Annotated in this window: 16 protein-coding genes and 1 pseudogene; 9 read left to right on the top strand and 8 right to left on the bottom strand. The window is 44.5% G+C overall.

Annotated features, from left to right (window positions below):
* Window position 1: 1 nt before the first annotated feature.
* The 5 genes from QWZ07_RS19510 to nadC form a co-directional block, all read right to left on the bottom strand.
* The gene (locus tag QWZ07_RS19510; RefSeq protein ID WP_192852303.1) at window positions 2-871 is read right to left on the bottom strand and encodes a prepilin peptidase; all 870 of its coding nucleotides are present in this window, start codon (window positions 869-871) and stop codon (window positions 2-4) included.
* 68 nt (window positions 872-939) lie between these two features.
* Window positions 940-2,169, bottom strand: a complete 1,230-nt coding sequence (locus tag QWZ07_RS19505; protein WP_102267283.1) for a type II secretion system F family protein — start codon at window positions 2,167-2,169, stop codon at window positions 940-942.
* Between the two features lie 14 nt (window positions 2,170-2,183).
* Window positions 2,184-3,869 carry a type IV-A pilus assembly ATPase PilB gene (pilB, locus tag QWZ07_RS19500; RefSeq protein ID WP_192852302.1) on the bottom strand — a complete coding sequence of 562 codons (1,686 nt, stop codon included), beginning with the start codon at window positions 3,867-3,869 and terminating at the stop codon, window positions 2,184-2,186.
* Entirely contained in the window at window positions 3,870-4,280 is a 411-nt protein-coding gene (locus tag QWZ07_RS19495; protein ID WP_192852301.1) for a pilin, read from the bottom strand.
* A gap of 254 nt (window positions 4,281-4,534) precedes the next feature.
* Window positions 4,535-5,425, bottom strand: a complete 891-nt coding sequence (gene nadC / locus QWZ07_RS19490; RefSeq protein WP_017079961.1) for a carboxylating nicotinate-nucleotide diphosphorylase — start codon at window positions 5,423-5,425, stop codon at window positions 4,535-4,537.
* 83 nt (window positions 5,426-5,508) lie between these two features.
* On the opposite strand from nadC, the pseudogene ampD reads away from it, so the two are divergent.
* The 5 genes and pseudogenes from ampD (at window position 5,509) to lpdA (ending at window position 13,663) form a co-directional block, all read left to right on the top strand.
* Window positions 5,509-6,109: pseudogene (ampD, locus tag QWZ07_RS19485) on the top strand (1,6-anhydro-N-acetylmuramyl-L-alanine amidase AmpD).
* Window positions 6,110-6,592: 483 nt separating this feature from the next.
* On the top strand, window positions 6,593-7,354 hold the full coding sequence (gene pdhR / locus QWZ07_RS19480; protein ID WP_009847596.1) for a pyruvate dehydrogenase complex transcriptional repressor PdhR: 762 nt from the start codon (window positions 6,593-6,595) through the stop codon (window positions 7,352-7,354).
* 62 nt (window positions 7,355-7,416) lie between these two features.
* On the top strand, window positions 7,417-10,080 hold the full coding sequence (aceE, locus tag QWZ07_RS19475; protein ID WP_017108719.1) for a pyruvate dehydrogenase (acetyl-transferring), homodimeric type: 2,664 nt from the start codon (window positions 7,417-7,419) through the stop codon (window positions 10,078-10,080).
* Window positions 10,081-10,106: 26 nt separating this feature from the next.
* Window positions 10,107-11,993 (top strand): pyruvate dehydrogenase complex dihydrolipoyllysine-residue acetyltransferase, encoded by a 1,887-nt coding sequence (aceF, locus tag QWZ07_RS19470; protein ID WP_192852299.1) that lies wholly within the window; start codon window positions 10,107-10,109, stop codon window positions 11,991-11,993.
* Window positions 11,994-12,235: 242 nt separating this feature from the next.
* Window positions 12,236-13,663 carry a dihydrolipoyl dehydrogenase gene (lpdA, locus tag QWZ07_RS19465; RefSeq protein ID WP_017106891.1) on the top strand — a complete coding sequence of 476 codons (1,428 nt, stop codon included), beginning with the start codon at window positions 12,236-12,238 and terminating at the stop codon, window positions 13,661-13,663.
* Window positions 13,664-13,902: 239 nt separating this feature from the next.
* On the opposite strand, the gene QWZ07_RS19460 is transcribed toward lpdA, so the two are convergent.
* On the bottom strand, window positions 13,903-14,508 hold the full coding sequence (locus tag QWZ07_RS19460) for a LuxR/HapR/OpaR family quorum-sensing transcriptional regulator (protein ID WP_017108721.1): 606 nt from the start codon (window positions 14,506-14,508) through the stop codon (window positions 13,903-13,905).
* Window positions 14,509-14,843: 335 nt separating this feature from the next.
* Between QWZ07_RS19460 and hpt the strand changes: the two genes are divergently transcribed.
* The gene (hpt, locus tag QWZ07_RS19455; RefSeq protein WP_010435974.1) at window positions 14,844-15,374 is read left to right on the top strand and encodes a hypoxanthine phosphoribosyltransferase; all 531 of its coding nucleotides are present in this window, start codon (window positions 14,844-14,846) and stop codon (window positions 15,372-15,374) included.
* A gap of 95 nt (window positions 15,375-15,469) precedes the next feature.
* Here the strand turns inward: hpt and can are convergent, their stop codons facing one another.
* Entirely contained in the window at window positions 15,470-16,129 is a 660-nt protein-coding gene (gene can, locus QWZ07_RS19450; RefSeq protein WP_017108722.1) for a carbonate dehydratase, read from the bottom strand.
* A 286-nt stretch (window positions 16,130-16,415) separates the two neighbouring features.
* Between can and QWZ07_RS19445 the strand changes: the two genes are divergently transcribed.
* From QWZ07_RS19445 to QWZ07_RS19435, 3 genes are all read left to right on the top strand, one after another.
* Window positions 16,416-18,047: a SulP family inorganic anion transporter gene (locus tag QWZ07_RS19445; protein ID WP_170960678.1), complete on the top strand. Its 1,632-nt coding sequence runs from the start codon at window positions 16,416-16,418 to the stop codon at window positions 18,045-18,047.
* 320 nt (window positions 18,048-18,367) lie between these two features.
* A complete protein-coding gene (locus QWZ07_RS19440; RefSeq protein ID WP_192852298.1) occupies window positions 18,368-19,285 on the top strand; it encodes an ABC transporter ATP-binding protein in 918 nt (305 codons plus the stop codon).
* Between the two features lies 1 nt (window position 19,286).
* Window positions 19,287-20,057: an ABC transporter permease gene (locus tag QWZ07_RS19435; RefSeq protein ID WP_029223246.1), complete on the top strand. Its 771-nt coding sequence runs from the start codon at window positions 19,287-19,289 to the stop codon at window positions 20,055-20,057.
* Window positions 20,058-20,190: 133 nt separating this feature from the next.
* On the opposite strand, the gene panC is transcribed toward QWZ07_RS19435, so the two are convergent.
* Complete coding sequence (panC, locus tag QWZ07_RS19430) at window positions 20,191-21,081, bottom strand: pantoate--beta-alanine ligase (RefSeq protein ID WP_017106898.1); 891 nt, start codon at window positions 21,079-21,081, stop codon at window positions 20,191-20,193.
* Window positions 21,082-21,083: the final 2 nt, after the last annotated feature.

Here is a 21,083-nt window from a genome sequence, read left to right as displayed (position 1 = left end):
ATTAAATCCCTAAAACAGAAGTGAAATACCAACTCATGATGTCATTGCCCCACAATAGGCTTACCCAACCAGCAATCGCTAGGTATGGGCCAAATGGGAAGGCTTTATCTATGCCTTGTTGTTTCAAGCGAAGTTGAATCAAGCCGAAAACCAAACCGACCAGCGACGATAAAAGGATGATCATTGGTAGGTGTTGCCAGCCAAGCCATGCACCAAGCGCAGCCAGAAGTTTGAAATCACCGTAACCCATGCCTTCTTTGCCTGTTAGAAGCTTGAACAGCCAATAAACCGACCACAAGGCTAGGTAGCCTGCCATTGCGCCAATCACAGAATCTTGAAGCGATACCGGACTGACGTTAAACAGAGCGAGAGCGATACCAGACCAAACTAAAGGTAAGGTAATTTGATCAGGCAGCAGCATGGTATCGAGATCGATAAAGGTTGCGGTAATTAATGCAAATGTGAAAAAGATCAGGGCGATAGCGTAGTAACTGAAACCAAAATGGCTAGCGACTACGGTACAAAGGATTGCAGTAAGCAGTTCAACCAAAGGGTAGCGAGCACTGATTGGATTCGCACAACTGTGACATTTACCCTTTAAGAACAACCAGCTCAATACTGGGATATTGTCGATGATTCTTAATTGGGTTTCACATTTCGGACAAGTCGAACGAGGAATGCTTAGGTTAAACTTCCCTTCAGGTGCCGGGATTTTGTATTGAGAGAAATATTCCGAGCACTCTTGTTGCCATTCTCGTTCCATCATAATCGGTAAACGGTGTATGACGACGTTGAGAAAACTGCCGATAAGAAGGCTAAAAATGAAAGCTAATACGGGGAATAGCCAAGGATAGTAGTGAAATACTTCCATAGTGTCCTTTTACCACTTGATCTATATGAGTAGAGATTGGCTACTCATGGGTGTTTAGTTGCTTTTGGCTATCCTAACACACTCATAAGATTAAAGATCGGTAAGTACATCGCGACAACAAGGCCACCAACAACGGTACCCAAAAAGACAATAATCAGTGGTTCGAGAATTTTACCTAGATTATCGACGGTGTTGTCTACTTCAAACTCGTAAATGGAAGCGACTTTATTGAGCATATCATCGAGGTTTCCTGACTCTTCTCCAATCATTACCATCTGCAAAACCATCTCCGGAAAGGCATTGGTATTGCGCATTGCAATGTACATCGGCATGCCTGCGGCAGTCTCACGGTGAACCTCGATGATTGCCGATTCATAATGCAGATTACCCGCCGTTTTCGCTGTGGTTTTTAGGCTCGTTAAGATGGGAATCCCAGAACTAAAACTGGTTGAGAGCGTCCGGCTGAACTTTGCAATTGATGCCTTAGTGATGACAGCACCCAAGATAGGAAAGCGTAAACCAAGACGACTGGTTGAAAGTCGAATTGAATAAGATCGCTGACGCAGTTGCTGAATGGATAGGAATAATAAACCAATACCGATAGCAGTATAGAAACTGTAGGCCTGCATCCAGTGGGAAAGATAAAGCACTTGCTGAGTGAACCAAGGTAAGTCTGCTCCGAAACCAGAAAACATCGATTCAAACTCAGGAATGACCATGGTCAGCATTAAATAGGAAACGGTAAGGGCGACCGCAACAACCATTGCTGGGTAGATGAGAGCCTTTATAACCTTAGACTTTAGTTGCTCACTCTTTTCACGGTATGTCGCTAAACGTTCAAACACTTGCGCTAGGTTACCTGAGAGTTCTCCCGTCGCAACTAAGTCGGTATACAGTTCATCAAAGTGACGGCTTGCGGTGCGCATGGCTTTTGAAATCGGAGTACCTGCTTCCACGCCTTTACAGATGTGCGACAAGATAGATTTCATCTCAGCTTTACGATGGTTGTCTGATACTAACTTGATGGCCTGCACGATAGGAACACCCGTTGCCAACATGGTCGCGAGTTGCCGAGTTAACACGGTAATGTCTTTGGCCTTAACTCGGTGCGTTAAACGAGTCAGTGCTGAAATGCTCTTCTTTTTGATTTTCTTTATTTGGATATGCTGGTCTTTGAGCTTTTCTCGTACCTCTAATTCCGTCAATGCTAAGGTCTGCCCTGATACTTTCTTTCCGGAGCTGTTTATTCCCTTCCAATGGTAGTTTTTTAGTTGTGATTGTTTGTTTTTACTACTCATTTTCGCTCCGTGAATTATAGGTACAGAACACGTTGTAGTTCTTGATAGCTGGTGGTGCCTTCCAGCAATTTATCTAGCCCTGATTCTTGCAGTGTTCGCATGCCTTCTCGGCGCGCCAAGTTTTCAATGGCTAACGCGTTCGGTTTGTCGATTAGGCTGCTTTTCAGTTGGTCGCTAAACGGCATAACTTCATAGATGCCCACTCGCCCAGAGTATCCCTGATTACACTCATTACACCCCTGAGGATTGGCTTTGTAGATCGTTTGGTTGTTAGGGATAGAGTGACGCAGAAATATGTCCGGAGAGTCGTCAGCGGCTTTACAGTGATTGCACAATCGTCTTGCCAGTCGTTGGGCGATAATCAGGCTTAATGATGAAGCAAGATTAAAGGGTTCAATTCCCATGTGAGCCAATCGAGTCACGGTTTCTGCGGCGGAGTTGGTGTGCAATGTCGAAAGGACTAGGTGACCGGTTTGCGATGCTTTGATCGCGATCTCTGCGGTTTCTAAATCGCGGATCTCCCCCACCATCACCACATCGGGATCTTGTCGTAAAAATGATCGCAATGCTTCAGCAAACCCAAAACCGATTTTGGGTGCGACTTGAACTTGATTGATACCACATAGATTGATCTCGACCGGATCTTCAGCTGTTGAGATGTTGCGCTCTGTGGTGTTAAGTACCCGAAGGCCAGTGTAGAGAGAAACGGTTTTACCACTGCCGGTTGGGCCGGTCATTAAGATCATTCCTTGTGGGCGCTTCAATGCATTGAGATAGAGTGCTTTTTGATCCTCGCTGTAACCCAACTTATCGATATCTAGATTAGCAGCGCTGCTATCTAGAAGACGAAGAACGATCTTCTCACCCCACAAGGTTGGCAGCGTAGATACACGCATATCAATCGCCAGTTCATCGTTTAGCCGCAACTTGATACGACCATCTTGAGGCAAGCGACGTTCGGCAATATCCAGTTTAGCGAGGATCTTTAAACGAGCAGATAAACGGCGACTTAAATGAGAAGCGGGCTGTTGTATTTCAACAAGGATGCCATCGCAACGTAAGCGCACACGATAGTTTTCTTCATAAGGTTCGAAGTGGATATCGGAAGCGCCTTTACGCACCGCATCAACCAGTATTTGATTGATAAAACGGCTGACAGGGGAGTCGTCTTGGCTGAGGTCTTCAATTGAAGTCATCTCATCGTCAGAGACTTCAACTAGGTTGGCGAGTTCATCTTGGGTGATCTCTTTACGCTTGGAGTCTTGCCCAGAAATAGAGCGTCCATACAGCTTTCGTATTGCGCCTTCTAGTTCAGAGTAGTTAGCGACAACTAATTCGATTTGTAATCCCGTCGCAAAGCGGAAATCATCTTCAGCTTGTAAGTCGGTTGGATCGGCTGAAGCGAGTGTAAGAGTTGAGCTAGAAACTGAAATTGGAATGGCGCGATACTTGGTGATCAGCTCACGAAGCCCTAACTGTTCGCATAAAGCTTCATAGTCCGTATTGCCAAGTTGTACCAACGGCAAGCCGAAGATGGCGTGAATGTTATTTGCGAGACTCTCGCCGGTGAAGATGTCTAGAACAAGTAAAGCTTCAGGCGTAGAAACGCCTGAAGCATGTACATGTTCCGCAACGGCTTGTTCTTGAGTCAGGCTGAGTAAGTCAGCCTGACGGAGAACGGTTGGGAGGTTGGTTAGCACTTATGAGCAACCTGTTAAATTAATTGGGCTTTGGTTATGGGCACATGACCATTCGCCGGTAGCATTTTGTCTAGTTAACGTTACAGTGGCATTTTCCCCTGCGCCTTCGGTGACTGTTGCAACTATTGTGTTTTGTCCGGTTGTTGTGATCGCGGCAGATGTAGAGTTAATAGTACCAATACCAAATGCGGCTGAAATTGCCGGGAATTCATTTTCAAACGCGATTGAATCTTCGATATTTGTTTTATATGCAGTTACGGAAGCTAAAGCTGCACCCAAAGCACTTTTCTTTACGTAATCTTGATATTGAGGTACCGCAATAGCAGAAAGAACCCCAATCACGGCTACTACAATCATCAACTCAATTAGCGTGAAACCTTTCTGATTTGTTCTTTTACTTTTGTTATTCATTGTTCTATTCCATTATTTAGTTTGTTTCAGCGCAAGCACTGGTTGATGGAAAGAATAGAAGCCGGAATGGGGAAGTGGAATGGTAATCAAGTGTGGTCGCGAGTGGTTTTGTATTTATTAGTGTGGTGTTTCATATAGCGCGCAAATTTATGCGATCAACTTAAATAAGTGATTGAAATACTGATAGTTTAGGCAATAAAAAAGCACGGTAGTTAACCATGCCTTTATGAATAAGTTATTTATATTTCAATAGATTAAGCTTTGAATCTCATTGATAAATCCATCGCTTTTAAGTGCTTAGTGAGTGCACCAACAGAGATGTAATCAACACCCGTTTCAGCGAACTCTGCGATAGTGTCTAGAGTGACATTACCTGAGTTTTCTAATGCAGCACGACCGGCGTTGATTTTCACGGCTTCACGCATCATGTCTGTGGTGAAGTTGTCTAGCATGATGATGTCTGCGCCAGCGCTGATGGCTTGCTCTAGCTCTGCTAGGCTCTCTGTTTCTACTTCTACAGGTTTACCTGGGTTCAGCTCTTTTGCTGTAGAGATAGCTTTCTCAATGCCACCACATGCAATGATGTGGTTTTCTTTAATTAGGTAAGCATCAAAAACGCCAATACGGTGGTTGAAACCGCCACCACAAGCAACAGCGTATTTTAGTGCGCTGCGAAGGCCTGGAATTGTTTTACGAGTGTCTAATAGGCGGCATTCTGTGTGCTTAACTTTGTCTGCGTAGATTGCTGTTGTAGTCGCACAGCCAGATAGCGTTTGAATGAAGTTCATTGCATTACGCTCGCCAGTTAATAGTGCACGTGCTGGGCCAGTTAAGCTACAAAGCGTTTGGTTTGGTTCAACTTTGTCGCCATCTTCTACGTTCCACTCGATAGTCACTTCTCCGCCCAACTGCTTAAACACTTCATCAGCCCAAGCTTTACCACAGAACACACCGTGCTCACGCGTAATGATGGTTGCGCTGTTGATTGCGTCTGCGGGAATTAGACTTGCCGTGATATCAGCCGCTGGATCTAACGTTCCGCCTAGATCTTCTTTGATGGTCTCAGCCACTGAGCGAGTGATCTCTAGCGGCAGTTGCTCTTTTAAGTAATCAAGGCGTTGGTGGCTGTTATGTGTGTTTTTCATCGCAAATCTAATCTTGAAAGGGAGTGGGAATGGAATGATACTCTTGCTTAACTTCAAATTAAAGAGGCTAGCGCGACTGCTCTATGGGCAAGGTCACATCTTATTGTGCTAGCAGAAAAGAAAGTGAGACTAAGATGACGATCAGCTCCAACGGATGGTATGACAACGCTCGGCATGTTCCTTCCCCTTATTTTGATGCAAGGCCAAAGGGGGACGATATCTCTTTGCTGGTGGTTCACAATATCAGTTTACCACCGGGTCAATTTGGTGGGCCTTACATCGAACAGTTTTTTTACGGGAAAACTCGACCCCGCTGAGCATCCGTTTTTTAAGGTGGTTCATCAAATGGGCGTTTCGGCACATTGCTTGATTCGTCGCGATGGGGAAGTGGTGCAGTTCGTTTCTTTCTTAGACCGAGCTTGGCATGCGGGTCAATCGAGCTTTTCTGGCCGTGAAAGGTGTAATGACTACTCGATTGGCATTGAATTGGAAGGCAGTGACTTTGTTGCTTATACCGAGCAGCAATATCAATCTTTGACTCAATTGACGAATACATTGATGTCGACGTTCCCGCAGATTACGCGTCAGCGTATCACTGGCCATCAATACATAGCCCCGCTACGGAAAACTGACCCCGGTTTGGTGTTTGATTGGAAGAAATATCAAGGTCAACTGAGCTTCTAAATTCGAATTCACAATAAGGCTTTGCTCATTGAAGGGCTCTAGATAATCAATGATGAGCATAATTGTTTGTGAATTTTTGTTGTGCTTTTGTAAAGGAAGTGGTCGGGCGGTGAGCATCAATAAATCGAGAGTGTGACGAGCTTATCAAACGCTCTAATGTTAAGACTTATGAACAGAATTTCTGCCTCTAATGTGCACTTGGTTCGATTTTTAATCAAGTGGCGCTAATCTTTCTGAAACAATTCATTTTTATCCTGAAACTTTCTAGCACGAATACTCCCCAAAAGTATTACCCCTGTAAATGGTAAGACCAATTTGGTTGCTGTTTTAAATCTCATTTGTTAAATCGTGGTTAATTCACACTGCGTTCTATGATGCAGGTCAACTTTAGACTGGACAGTGGCGTTTTAATTATGTTAATTTCTGCCCAACTTAAAATTGGTATTACCAATTGTCAGCGAAGAAAAAGAAGAACAACAAACTATGGCTTATCAAAGGATTCGTCAGCCAAAACTCTCGGACGTTATCGAACAAGAGTTAGAAAGGTTGATAGTGGAAGGAACACTGGCTCCAGGGCAGCAGCTGCCGCCTGAGCGCGAACTGGCGAAACAGTTCGATGTGTCTCGTCCTTCAATCCGAGAAGCGATACAACGTTTAGAAGCAAAACGCTTGCTTACTCGCCGTCAAGGTGGAGGTACGTTTGTTAGTGAAAATATCTGGAAAAGCTTTTCAGATCCTTTGCTTAATTTGTTGTCCTCCCATTCTGAAACCCAACTAGACTTGTTGGAATCGCGTCATGCGATGGAAGGGATTTCGGCTTACTTCGCGGCATTGCGTGGCACTGATGAAGACTTTGCTCGAATTCAAGCATGCCAAGAAAAAATTCGCGGTGCGCAGGATAAAGGTGATATTGAAGCCGAATCTGCAGCGGTGATGGCTTTTCTTATTGCTTTAACAGAGGCAGCACACAATGTGGTGTTATTGCACATTGTTCGTAGCTTGGCTCCGTTACTCGAACAAAACGTCTTAGAAAATTTAAAGCTGTTGCATCGTCGTAAAGACGTTGTGGAGAAAGTGAGTATACATCGAGCTAACATTGTGGATGCGATCGTTTCAGGACAGCCAGAACAGGCTCGTGAAATGTCACACTCTCATTTAGCTTACATCGAAGAAACATTGATGGATTTGACCAAAGAAGAATCGCGCCGCGAACGTTCTTTACGTCGAATCCAACAGGGTAAATAGCCGTAATACTTCGGCTTTTTACGTGTTTAGTAGAATCCAACTAACAAAAAGGATAGATCGCCATGTCTGACATGAAGCATGACGTTGATGCTCTGGAAACTCAAGATTGGTTAGAAGCTCTTGAGTCAGTAGTACGTGAAGAAGGTGTAGAACGTGCACAGTTTTTACTAGAACAAGTTCTAGATAAAGCGCGTTTAGATGGTGTTGATATGGCTACAGGCATCAACACAAACTACATCAACACAATTCCAGCAGCACAAGAGCCAGCTTACCCTGGTGACGTAACTCTTGAGCGTCGTATTCGTTCGATTATTCGCTGGAACGCAATCATGATCGTATTGCGTGCTTCTAAGAAAGACCTAGACCTTGGTGGTCACATGGCTTCTTACCAGTCAGCTGCAGCGTTCTACGAAGTATGTTTCAACCACTTCTTCCGTGCTCCAAATGAGACGGACGGTGGCGATCTAGTTTATTACCAAGGTCACATCTCTCCAGGTATCTACTCTCGTGCATTCGTTGAAGGTCGTCTAACTGAAGAACAGCTAGATAACTTCCGTCAAGAAGTTGATGGTAAAGGTATCCCTTCTTACCCGCACCCGAAACTGATGCCTGAGTTCTGGCAGTTCCCTACTGTATCTATGGGTCTTGGTCCAATCTCTGCGATCTACCAAGCGCGCTTCCTTAAGTACCTTGACGGCCGTGGCCTGAAAGAAACTTCAGCGCAACGCGTATACGCGTTCCTAGGTGACGGTGAGATGGATGAGCCAGAATCACGTGGTGCTATCTCTTTCGCTGCGCGTGAGAAGCTAGACAACCTATGTTTCCTAATCAACTGTAACCTACAGCGTCTAGATGGCCCTGTAATGGGTAACGGCAGCATCATTCAAGAACTTGAAGGCCTATTCAAAGGCGCAGGTTGGAACGTTGTTAAAGTTATCTGGGGTAGCAACTGGGATTCTCTACTGGCTAAAGACACGACTGGTAAGCTTCTTCAACTAATGAACGAAACTATCGATGGTGACTACCAAACATTCAAATCTAAAGATGGCGCATACGTACGTGAGCACTTCTTTGGTAAGTACCCAGAAACAGCTGCACTAGTTGCAGACATGACTGATGACGAAATCTTCGCTCTTAAGCGTGGTGGTCACGATTCTTCTAAACTGTTTGCTGCATTCAACAATGCAAAAGAAACAAACGGTAAGCCAACTGTAATCTTAGCTAAGACTGTTAAAGGTTACGGCATGGGTGACGCAGCTGAAGGTAAGAACATTGCACACGGTGTTAAGAAAATGGACATGACTCATGTTCAACACCTACGTGATCGCCTAGGCCTAGAAGACCTACTATCAGATGAGAAAATCGCTGAACTTCCATACCTAAAACTGGAAGAAGGTTCTGCTGAATACGAATACATGCACGCTCGTCGTAACGCTCTACACGGTTACACACCTGCACGTCTTCCTAAGTTTACTCAAGAGTTCAAGGTTCCTGAGCTAGACGCATTCGCACCTCTACTAGGTGAGCAGAAGCGTGATATCTCTACAACTATGGCTTATGTACGTACGCTAAACATCCTTCTTAAAGATAAGAACATCGGTAAGAACATCGTTCCTATCATCTGTGATGAAGCTCGTACATTCGGTATGGAAGGTCTATTCCGTCAGGTTGGTATCTACAACCCACACGGTCAAGAATACACACCTGAAGATAAAGGCATCGTTTCTTACTACAAAGAAGCAACGTCTGGTCAAGTTCTTCAAGAAGGTATCAACGAACTAGGTTCTATGGCTTCATGGGTTGCTGCTGCAACTTCATACAGCACAAACGATCTACCAATGATCCCGTTCTACATCTACTACTCAATGTTCGGTTTCCAACGTATTGGCGACATGGCTTGGTTAGCAGGCGACCAACAAGCTCGTGGCTTCCTACTAGGTGCTACTGCAGGTCGTACAACACTGAATGGTGAAGGTCTACAGCACGAAGATGGTCACTCGCACATTCAAGCGAACACGATCCCTAACTGTATCTCTTACGACCCAACGTTTGCTTACGAGCTAGCGGTTATCATGCAAGACGGTATCCGTCGCATGTACGGTGAGAACCAAGAGAACGTTTACTACTACCTAACAGTAATGAACGAGAACTACGCAATGCCAGCAATGCCAGAAGGCGCTGAAGAAGGCATTCGTAAGGGTATCTACAAGCTTGAATCTCACGCTGGTGCTAAGGGCAAAGTTCAACTAATGAGCTCTGGTACTATCATGAACGAAGCGCGTAAAGCCGCTGAAATTCTAAGCGAAGAGTATGGCGTAGCATCTGACGTATTCTCTGTAACGTCGTTCAACGAACTAACTCGTGACGGCCAAGCGGTAGAGCGTGACAACATGCTTCACCCAGAAGCTGAAGAGAAAGTACCGTACATCACGACTGTTCTTGGTAAAGAACCTGCAATCGCAGTGACTGACTACATGAAGAACTACGCTGAGCAAGTACGTGCGTACATGCCAACTGAGTCTTACAAAGTACTTGGTACAGATGGTTTCGGCCGTTCTGACAGCCGTGCAAACCTACGTCGTCACTTCGAAGTTAATGCTGGCTACATCGTAGTTGCAGCTCTAACTGAACTGGCTAAACGTGGTGATATCGAGAAGTCTGTTGTTGCTGAAGCAATTGCTAAGTTCGATATCGACACTGAAAAAACTAACCCGCAATACGCATAAGACTGGCATTAAGGTAGGTAAATACAATGACAATCGAAATTAATGTACCAGACATCGGTGCTGACGAGGTTGAAGTAACTGAGATTCTTGTAAACGTTGGCGACAAGGTTGAAGAAGAACAGTCACTGATCACTGTTGAAGGCGACAAAGCTTCAATGGAAGTTCCTGCGTCTCAAGCGGGTATCGTTAAAGAAATCAAGATTTCAGAAGGTGATTCTGTTTCTACTGGTTCTCTTATCATGATCTTCGAAGCGGAAGGTGCTGCAGCAGCACCGGCTGCGCCAGCAGTTGAAGCAGCGGCACCAGTTGCAGCTGCTCCTGCAGCGGCAGCTGAGCTTAAAGAAGTTCACGTTCCTGATATCGGCGGTGATGAAGTTGAAGTAACTGAAATCATGGTAGCTATCGGCGACGCAGTAGAAGAAGAGCAATCTCTTCTTACTGTTGAAGGTGATAAGGCTTCAATGGAAGTACCTGCACCATTCGCTGGTATCGTTAAAGAAATCAAGATCGCTTCTGGTGATTCAGTATCTACTGGTTCTCTAGTGATGGTATTTGAAGTGGCAGGTTCTGGCGCTCCAGTTGCAGCAGCTCCTGCTCCAGTGGTGGCACCAGTTGCAGCGGCTCCAGCAGCATCTGCTGAGAAAGAAGTGAACGTTCCAGATATCGGTGGCGACGAAGTAGAAGTTACTGAAATCATGGTAGCGGTTGGCGATACAGTAGAAGAAGAGCAATCTCTAATTACTGTTGAAGGCGACAAAGCTTCAATGGAAGTGCCTGCACCATTCGCTGGTACAGTAAAAGAAATCAAGATTGCAGCTGGCGACAAAGTGTCAACAGGCTCTTCAATCATGACTTTCGTTGTTGAAGGCGCAGCTCCAGTAGCAGTAGCGGCTCCAGCACAAGCAGCAGCTCCGGCAGCAGCACCTGCACCTAAAGCAGAAGCAGTAGCTCCAGCAGCTGGCGACTTCCAAGAGAACGGTGACTACGCGCACGCTTCTCCAGTTGTTCGTCGTCTTGCTCGCGAATTTGGCGTTAACCTTTCTAAGGTTAAAGGTACTGGTCGTAAGAGCCGTATCCTTAAAGAAGATGTTCAGTCTTACGTTAAAGATGCACTTAAGCGTCTAGAGTCTGGTGCTGCAGCATCTGGCAAAGGCGGCGACGGTTCTGCTCTTGGTCTACTACCGTGGCCAAAAGTTGACTTCAGCAAGTTCGGCGAAACTGAAGTTCAGAAGCTTTCTAAGATTAAGAAGATCTCTGGCGCTAACCTGCACCGTAACTGGGTAATGATCCCGCACGTTACACAGTGGGACAACGCAGACATCACTGAGCTAGAAGCATTCCGTAAAGAACAGAATGCAATCGAAGCGAAGAAAGACACTGGTATGAAGATCACTCCACTTGTGTTCATCATGAAAGCTGTTGCTAAAGCGCTAGAAGCATTCCCTGCATTCAACTCGTCTCTATCTGACGATGGCGAAAGCATCATTCTTAAGAAGTACGTAAACGTGGGTATCGCAGTTGATACACCAAACGGCCTAGTTGTTCCTGTTTTCAAAGACGTGAACAAGAAAGGTATTTACGAGCTATCTGAAGAACTAATGGTTGTTTCTAAGAAAGCACGCTCTGGTAAGCTAACAGCAGCAGACATGCAAGGCGGTTGTTTCACAATCTCTAGCCTTGGTGGTATTGGCGGTACTGCATTTACTCCAATCGTAAATGCTCCAGAAGTAGGTATCTTAGGTGTATCTAAGTCTGAGATTAAGCCAGTTTGGAATGGTAAAGAGTTCCAACCACGTCTACAGCTTCCACTGTCTCTATCATACGATCACCGTGTGATCGATGGTGCTGAAGGTGCACGCTTCATTACTTTCCTAAACAGCGCACTATCTGACATTCGTCGTCTAGTACTGTAATTGAGAAAGTAATTATTAAGGTGACTTTCGGGTCACCTTAATTCTTTATATAAAGACTATTTTTAGAGAACAGTTTCCGGCATTTCTCATAAACTGCGGGGGAATTGTTGTCTAGCTCACAGGCTAACTTAAAGCTACTTTCACACTGTTAACATCTCTGTAAAATGTTTCCTGTTTGAAAGCCCAATAATTTTAAGAACATCTACTCAGCCTGTTAGGGATAATGACTACAAGAGGTCACAATGAGCAAAGAAATTAAAGCCCAAGTTGTTGTACTTGGTTCAGGTCCTGCTGGCTACTCAGCGGCATTCCGTTGTGCGGATTTAGGTCTAGAAACAGTACTAGTTGAACGTTACAGCACTCTTGGTGGTGTATGTCTAAACGTTGGTTGTATTCCATCAAAAGCACTTCTTCACGTATCTAAAGTAATTGAAGAAGCAAAAGCGATGGCAGAGCACGGCGTTGTATTCGGCGAGCCACAAACGGACATCAACAAAGTTCGTATCTGGAAAGACAAAGTAGTTGATCAACTGACTGGCGGTCTTGGCGGTATGGCTAAGATGCGTAATGTTACTGTTGTTAACGGTTTCGGTAAGTTTACTGGTCCTAACAGCATCGAAGTTGTTGGCGAAGAAACGACAACAATTAACTTTGATAATGCAATCATTGCAGCGGGTTCTCGCCCAATCAAACTTCCTTTCATCCCACATGAAGACCCACGTATTTGGGATTCTACGGATGCACTAGAACTAAACGAAGTACCAGAAAAACTGCTTATCATGGGCGGCGGTATCATCGGTCTTGAGATGGGTACGGTTTACCACTCTCTAGGTTCTAAAGTTGAAGTTGTTGAGATGTTCGATCAAGTTATCCCTGCTGCGGATAAAGACATCGTTAAAGTTTTCACTAAACGCATCAAGAACAAGTTCAAGCTAATGCTTGAAACTAAAGTGACTGCAGTTGAAGCGAAAGAAGACGGTATCTACGTTTCAATGGAAGGCAAAAAAGCACCAGCTGAAGCTGAGCGTTACGATGCTGTTCTTGTTGCTATCGGTCGTGTTCCAAACGGTGCACTTATCGACGCTGAAAAAGCAGGTATCGAAGTTGATGAGCGCGGTTTCATCAATGTTGATAAGCAAATGCGTACTAACGTTCCTCACATCCACGCGATCGGTGACGTTGTTGGTCAACCAATGCTTGCTCACAAAGGTGTGCATGAAGGTCACGTAGCTGCTGAAGTTATCTCTGGTAAGAAGCACTACTTCGATCCTAAAGTAATCCCATCAATTGCGTACACTGAGCCAGAAGTTGCTTGGGTAGGTAAGACTGAGAAAGAAGCGAAAGCGGAAGGCTTGAACTACGAAGTTGCTACTTTCCCTTGGGCTGCTTCTGGTCGTGCAATCGCTTCTGACTGTGCTGACGGTATGACTAAGATGATCTTCGATAAAGAGACTCATCGCGTAATCGGTGGTGCTGTTGTTGGTACTAACGGTGGTGAACTTCTTGGCGAAATCGGCCTAGCAATCGAAATGGGTTGTGATGCAGAAGATATCGCACTGACTATCCACGCTCACCCAACTCTACACGAGTCTGTTGGTCTTGCTGCGGAAGTATTCGAAGGTTCAATCACTGACCTTCCAAACAAAAAAGCAGTAAAAAAGAAGAAGTAATTCTTCTTTAGCCACTCGCTAATGTTTTTAAAAGCCGCTGATTCGTCAGCGGCTTTTTTATGTCTGAAGTAAGGAACAGGAACGTTTCACTCCGAGATGTGAGTACGCTGCGCTTCGGGATGCGAGAGCTATTCCATTCTACAAAAAAGGGTTGACCGTTTAGGTCAACCCTTAAATTATTTACTCGAATCTCGAATCTCGAATCTCGAATCTCGAATCTCGAATCTCGAATCTCGAATCTACTTATAAATGCACAGCATGTTCAAGTAGCTATCCGTCAAGGTCGAAAGTTCTTCTTGTGTATCTACACGTTTCGCTTGGATGAATAGCGAGTAACAAATGCCGTGGAATAGGTTCGCAAGATGTTTAGGGTCGTGATCGTCGCAAACTTCGCCGCGTTCAATCGCTTTGCTAAACATGTTTTGTACTAACATCTGGTTAGTGCGGTTAGTGGTTACAAACAGAGGCCACACTTCATCACGAGTCGAAGCACTCCACTCAAACCATACGTTTAACCAATGGCTATCTTGAGCCACTAACGTCACCATTTCAGTCGCAATATTATGTAGGTTTTCTTTTGCGTGAATATCTAAGTCGATATTGTCTGAAAGGAAGTTAGAGAATTGGCGAACTACGTGATTAAGTACTTCATCAACCAGGTCTTCTCGGGTTGGGAAGTAGTTAAATACAGTTGCAACTGATACTTGAGCAATGTCTGCGATGTCTGCATGACCGCCACGGCCAATGCCACGACGAGAGAAAACTTCAAGAGCGATCTCCATCAATTGCAGTTTTCTTTTTAGGGGTGAAAGCCTAGTTCTAGGTCTCTTAGATATTGAGTCCATTTTATTTTCCTTGCCAACGAATTTTTATATTAATGATTTTATTATTATTTAAGCCAAGATGAGTGTAATGGTGCATATGCGAATGGTCAATCCTTTGAGCTTATTTTATAGGCAGTTACATCAAACTTGATCCATAAAGCGTGATCAGGATTGATGTGAAAGGAAGCGACTATTGAACAAGGCATCAGCGCACACTTCGTTGAGAATGTATGAGTAAATTCGAACCAGAAGGTGGTGTGGGTATTTGAGCAATGCTAGACTTACCCACAAAATCGAGCGGCACCACTGGCAAACTGTCTACACTTGTCGCAATCACCAAATAAAATGAGAGCAGTATGAAGCATACAGTTGAAGTCATGATCTCCGAGCAAGAAGTTCAGGATCGAGTGAATGAACTAGGTAAACAGATCACGGAACATTACAACGGTAGTGAAGATCTAGTTCTAGTTGGCTTATTACGTGGATCTTTTGTCTTTATGGCCGATCTTGCTCGTGCTATCGATTTAACCCACCAAGTGGATTTCATGACCGCATCTAGCTACGGCAACGGTATGGAAAGCTCACGTGACGTGCGTATTTTGAAAGACCTTGATGACGACATCCAAGGTAAAGACGTTCTACTTGTAGAAGACATTATCGATACAGGTAACACTCTGACTAAAGTGAAAGAGATTCTAAGCCTACGTGGTCCTAAATCTATCGAGATTTGTACGCTGTTAGACAAGCCTTCTCGCCGTGAAGTGATTGTAGATACTAAGTGGATTGGTTTTGAAATTCCTGACGAATTCGTTGTTGGTGTGGGCATCGACTACGCGCAAAAGTATCGTCACCTACCGTACATCGGTAAAGTTGTACCTCAAGAGTAATTATTACTCTGTTAAGACTGACAAACAAAAAGGCTCGCACAATGCGAGCCTTTCTTATATCTAGTGATTAAACGATAAGGTTTAAATCTTAATAATTAACCAAGAATTGGAGACGATAGGATTTTATCAAGCGCATCTAAGTGACTATTTTCTAACGTGTCATTACTTGAACAACGAACGCCAAGGTCTTGTAGCTTGCCGTTACCAATACCATAAACTACGCCGTGGATTTCAATATCTTGTCCCCGTTCCCATGCGCTTTGCATGATGGTTGAGTTACCAAGGTTGTAGACTTGCTCTGCAACGTTAATTTCGCACAACTTGTCGCCCCATTGTTCACGAGGTAGAGATTCAATTTGCTTACGGTACTTAAGGTAGTTATCGCGAATGTGGAGTAGCCAGTTGTTGATAAGGCCAAGTTTAGGGTTATCAATCGCTGCATTAACACCACCACAGCCATAGTGACCGCATACAATGATGTGTTTAACTTTGAGTACGTCAACGGCGTACTGCACAACAGACAAGCAGTTTAGGTCGGTATGAACCACTTGGTTTGCTACATTTCGATGAACAAACAGTTCGCCAGAATACAAACCAGTGAGACGCTCGGCCGGTACACGGCTATCAGAGCAGCCGATCCATAGGAAACCAGGGTTTTGACCCTCTTCAAGCGTTGTAAAATACTCTGGTCTTTGAGAACGAATTTCTTCAGACCATTTAGAGTTGTTTTCAAAAAGCTGTTTAATCTCTGGCATTTTGCGTCTTACGTCCCTTAATTAAGAGTTATAACTATACACAATGTTACAAATTCAATCTCGTAAAAACTGTGTCAACTCGCACTCATCTGACGTGTTCTAGCTGTTAAAATCATTAACTTAGCGTAGAAGCTAGTATCTGGTTATAAGACATGAATAATGTGATTGAATTAACACTTTCTGTGTTACAGACTCATTTGTTAAAGTAATAAGGTTTGTCATTTCATCATCAGGAAGGTGTGTTTTGTTTGGAAGTCGTTTTGCGGATATCAATCTCAAAGGAGATATGTTTGGCGGTGTCACTACAGCCATCATCTCACTGCCTTTAGCGTTAGCATTTGGTGTTGCTTCTGGAGCGGGTGCGGAAGCGGGCTTATGGGGCGCCATTATGGTTGGCCTGTTTGCAGCATTATTTGGCGGTTCCAGCAGTTTGATCTCAGAGCCTACCGGACCAATGACGGTGATCATGACGGCGGTGATGACCAGCATGGTCGCTAAATATCCTGAAACTGGAATGGCAATGACCTTTACCGTCGTGATGATGGCGGGTGCATTCCAGATATTACTTGGGACATTAAAGCTCGGTAAATACGTTACTTTGATGCCATATAGCGTGATCTCCGGCTTTATGTCAGGTATTGGCGTTATTCTGATTATCTTGCAACTGTCTCCATTGTTAGGACACGCAGCACCATCAGGTGGCGTGATGGGGACGCTTTCTGCGCTTCCCGATACGCTGGCAAATCTGAAGTTCAGCGAGCTGTTTTTAGGTGTATTAACGCTCGGTATCCTTTTTGGTTTTCCGACTAAATACCGTAAGTATGTCCCTGCACAATTGGTGGCCCTAGTTGCAGTGACCCTATTATCGGTCATTATCTTCGATACGGATTCTATTCGTCGTATTGGTGAAATCCCGGCTGGCTTACCTTCTTTAGTTATTCCAACGATTAGCCCTGAACTGTTCACAACCATGGTAATCGATGCCTTGGTGCTAGGTACGTTAGGTTGTATCGATACGCTGCTTACCGCGGTGATAGGGGACTCATTAACCCGTAAAGAGCATGACTCTGATAAGGAACTTCGCGGACAAGGCATCGCTAATATGATTTCTGGCTTGTTCGGCGCTTTGCCGGGCGCAGGCGCTACGATGGGTACGGTCACGAATATCCAAGTAGGTGCTCGTTCTCCACTTTCAGGTGTTATTCGAGCGCTAGTTTTAGCGTTAGTTGTATTAGTCGCGGGTGGTTTGACCGAACCGATCCCAATGGCTGTGCTTGCGGGTATCGCCATGTATGTCGGCTTCAATATTCTTGATTGGAGTTTTATTCAGCGCGCACACAAGGTGAGTTATGCGGGTATGGGGGTGATGTATGGCGTGATGCTCCTGACCGTATTTGTTGATTTGATTATTGCCGTTGGACTTGGTGTCTTTATATCGAACATCCTGATTATTGAACGTTTGAGTCGTGAACAAGCCAGACAAGTTAAATCTATCAGTGATGGTGATGACGAAGACGATATCCCGCTGACGGACAGCGAACGTCAGTTGTTAGATACCGCTAATGGTAAAGTTTTGTTCTTCTATCTTTCTGGACCGATGATTTTTAGTGTTTCTAAGGCGATATCGCGTCAGCACTCAAGCATCTCTGATTACGAAGCGATGATCTTAGATCTGACGGATGTGCCAATGATTGACGTGACGGTCGGCCTCGCACTAGAAAACGCAATCAAAGATGCCCTCGATGCTGAATGTGAGGTTTATCTGTTGTGTCCAAACGAGAATACCCGTCAGCAATTAGAGAAATTCCATGTGCTTGATCTTGTGCCGGAATCCAACACCTATCGATTCAGATATGAAGCCCTGACAGCTGCAACAAGCTATGTTGATAGAGATGAACATCAATTTGAGTCAGTTTAATTTTCAGCAATAATCTGACATGAATCAGTTATAGACGCCAAATCTAGTATTTGTGATTAATGCCGTTAAGTGAATAACTTAACGGCATTTTTATGTTTACTGAACACTGAATTGGTTTTCACATAGCTAATATCCTTGTTCGCTTTCGAAAGAAACTCTCACTCGGCATTTGTATTAATCGTTAATCAACGATAAACTTGCTTGCAAAATGGCCGAGTAAACAAGTTTTGAGTTAGGTTCAACTAGCTCGTTTTAAGTTTCACTCTCTTCCTCATACTCGGTCATCAACATCTATCTATCGCAAATGGCAGTCTATCTCTATGTATGCATTAGAAATTGAGCAATTAAGAAAAACTTATGCTGGGGGCTTTGAGGCTCTCAAAGGCATCAGTTTACAAGTGAAAAAGGGCGACTTTTACGCGCTTCTTGGTCCAAATGGTGCGGGTAAATCTACGACCATTGGCGTTATTTCTTCTCTGGTTAACAAAACATCCGGCAAGGTTAACGTGTTCGGTTACGACATTGATACCGATCTGGAGTTAGCGAAACAGAACTTAGGCTTAGTACCGCAAGAGTTTAACTTTAACCCGTTCGAAACCGTTGAGCAGATTGTGCTGCAACAAGCGGGTTATTACGGCGTGACTAAAACTCTTGCTAAAGAACGCGCGAAAAAGTACCTATCTCAACTCGATTTGTGGGAAAAACGTGGCGAACGTGCGCGTAACTTGTCTGGTGGTATGAAGCGTCGTTTGATGATTGCTCGCGCACTGATGCATGAACCTCATTTGCTGATCCTTGATGAACCAACAGCGGGTGTTGATATTGAGCTGCGTCGTTCTATGTGGGAATTCCTGAAAGAGATCAACGAGAAGCAGGGTATTACCATTATCTTGACCACGCACTACCTAGAAGAAGCGGAAATGCTGTGTCGCAATATCGGTATTATTAACCGTGGCGAGTTGATTGAGAATACGACCATGAAAGCACTGCTGGGTAAGTTAAGTGCTGAGACGTTTATTCTAGATCTTGAAGAGGGCACTGCAGAGCCTAAGCTTGATGGCGTCAATAGCCAAGTAATGGTCAATGGTTCGCTAGAGATCGAAATCGACAAGAACCTAGGTTTGAACGCTATCTTTGCTCAACTGACAGAGCAACAGGTAAAAGTCCTTTCTATGCGTAATAAAGCGAACCGTCTAGAAGAGCTATTTGTGAGCATTGTGCGTGAGGGGAGCAAGTAATATGCATAAATTATATTGGACAGCCTTTTGTAGCTTGTTGACCAAAGAGGTGAACAGATTCACTCGAATTTGGGTGCAAACTCTGGTTCCACCTGCGATCACTATGACGCTTTACTTCATCATTTTCGGTAACCTAATTGGTGCTCGTATCGGTGAAATGAACGGCTTTAGTTACATGGAATATATTGTGCCGGGTTTGATCATGATGTCGGTGATCACGAACTCATACTCTAACGTCGCTTCGTCGTTTTTTAGTGCTAAATTCCAGAAGAACATTGAAGAGCTGCTTGTAGCGCCAGTTCCTAACTATGTGATTATTGCTGGTTTCGTGATGGGCGGTGTAGTGCGTGGCTTGTTAGTGGGTACCATAGTCACATTCGTATCGCTTTTCTTTGTCGACTTGCAAGTTGATCATTGGGGCGTGATTATTGCGACTGTATTTCTAACGTCGATTGTGTTCGCTCTGGGTGGCTTAATCAACGCTGTATTTGCACGCACGTTCGACGATATTTCTATTATCCCAACGTTTATTCTGACACCGTTAACATACCTTGGGGGGGTGTTTTACTCGATCAGTCTATTGCCTGAATTTTGGCAAGGTGTGTCGAAACTGAACCCAATTGTGTACATGGTTAACGCATTCAGATATGGCTTCTTGGGAGTGTCTGATGTTGGTATTGTAACGTCGTTTACTGTATTGGGTGTGTTTATCGTAGCGCTGTATGGTGTTGCACACTATCTAGTGACTAAGGGCATCGGCTTGCGTAGCTAATGTCTTCCTTGTAAGTCTTGGAATGACAGGCAAAGAAAAAGGTCGATATTACATCGACCTTTTTTATGTTTTGCGTTTTGCGTTTTGCGTTTTGCGTTTTGTGTTTTTGTTTCGCATTTCGAGAAGAGAGCGATTATTCCGCCGTTTCTTCTTTCACTTCTTCTTTCGTTTCCGTGACCAAATCGAGAACTTGGTTGTCGATAAGACGAGTCTTACCTAAGAAAGCTGACATTAAGATAACCGCTTGAGTCGATTCTGAAGTGATGGCTTGCAGCGTTTTAGCATCGCAAATGAAAATCTCATCAGGTTGCAGGTCTGCAGCTCGAAGTTGGTCGGTTGCGTCTTCAATGACAGATGCGTAATCGTCACGGCCGCCACGAATAGCACTACTGATCCAACGCATAGTACGAGCAAGTACAGGTGCGCGCTGGCGTTCGTCGATAGTCAGGTTGCTATTGCGAGAGCTCATCGCAAGTCCATCCATCTCACGAACGGTTGGTACGCCGATAATTTGGATATCTAAAGCAAGATCCGTCGTCATATGACTAATGACCGCAAGCTGTTGGAAGTCTTTCTCGCCGAAGCATGCAAAGTCTGGCTGAACGATATTAAATAGCTTAGCAACAATCGTCGCCACACCACGGAAGTGGCCTGGGCGAGATGCCCCTTCAAGCATGTGCGAAATACCAGGTACTTCAACAAACGTCTGTTTGTCTAGTCCATCTGGGTACATCACTTCTGGCGTTGGAGTAAACACAAGCTCAACACCTTCGCCTGTTAGTTTGCTTAAATCAGCTTCTAACGTTCGAGGGTAATTGTTCAGGTCGTCGGCACGGTCAAACTGCATTGGGTTAACAAAAATGCTCACCACAACAATGTCTGCTAATTCACGCGCTTTCTTTACCAGCGTCAGGTGGCCTTCATGAAGGTTTCCCATTGTTGGTACAAAAGCAACGGTACGTCCATCACGCTTAAACTGTTTAATCTGCTCGCGAAGAGCCGCTATTTCAGCAAAAGTTTGCATAG

Source organism: Vibrio lentus, from assembly GCF_030409755.1.
Lineage (GTDB): Bacteria > Pseudomonadota > Gammaproteobacteria > Enterobacterales > Vibrionaceae > Vibrio > Vibrio lentus.
The sequence above is the reverse complement of the archived record's forward strand: the minus strand, read 5'-3'. Positions and strand labels throughout refer to the sequence as shown.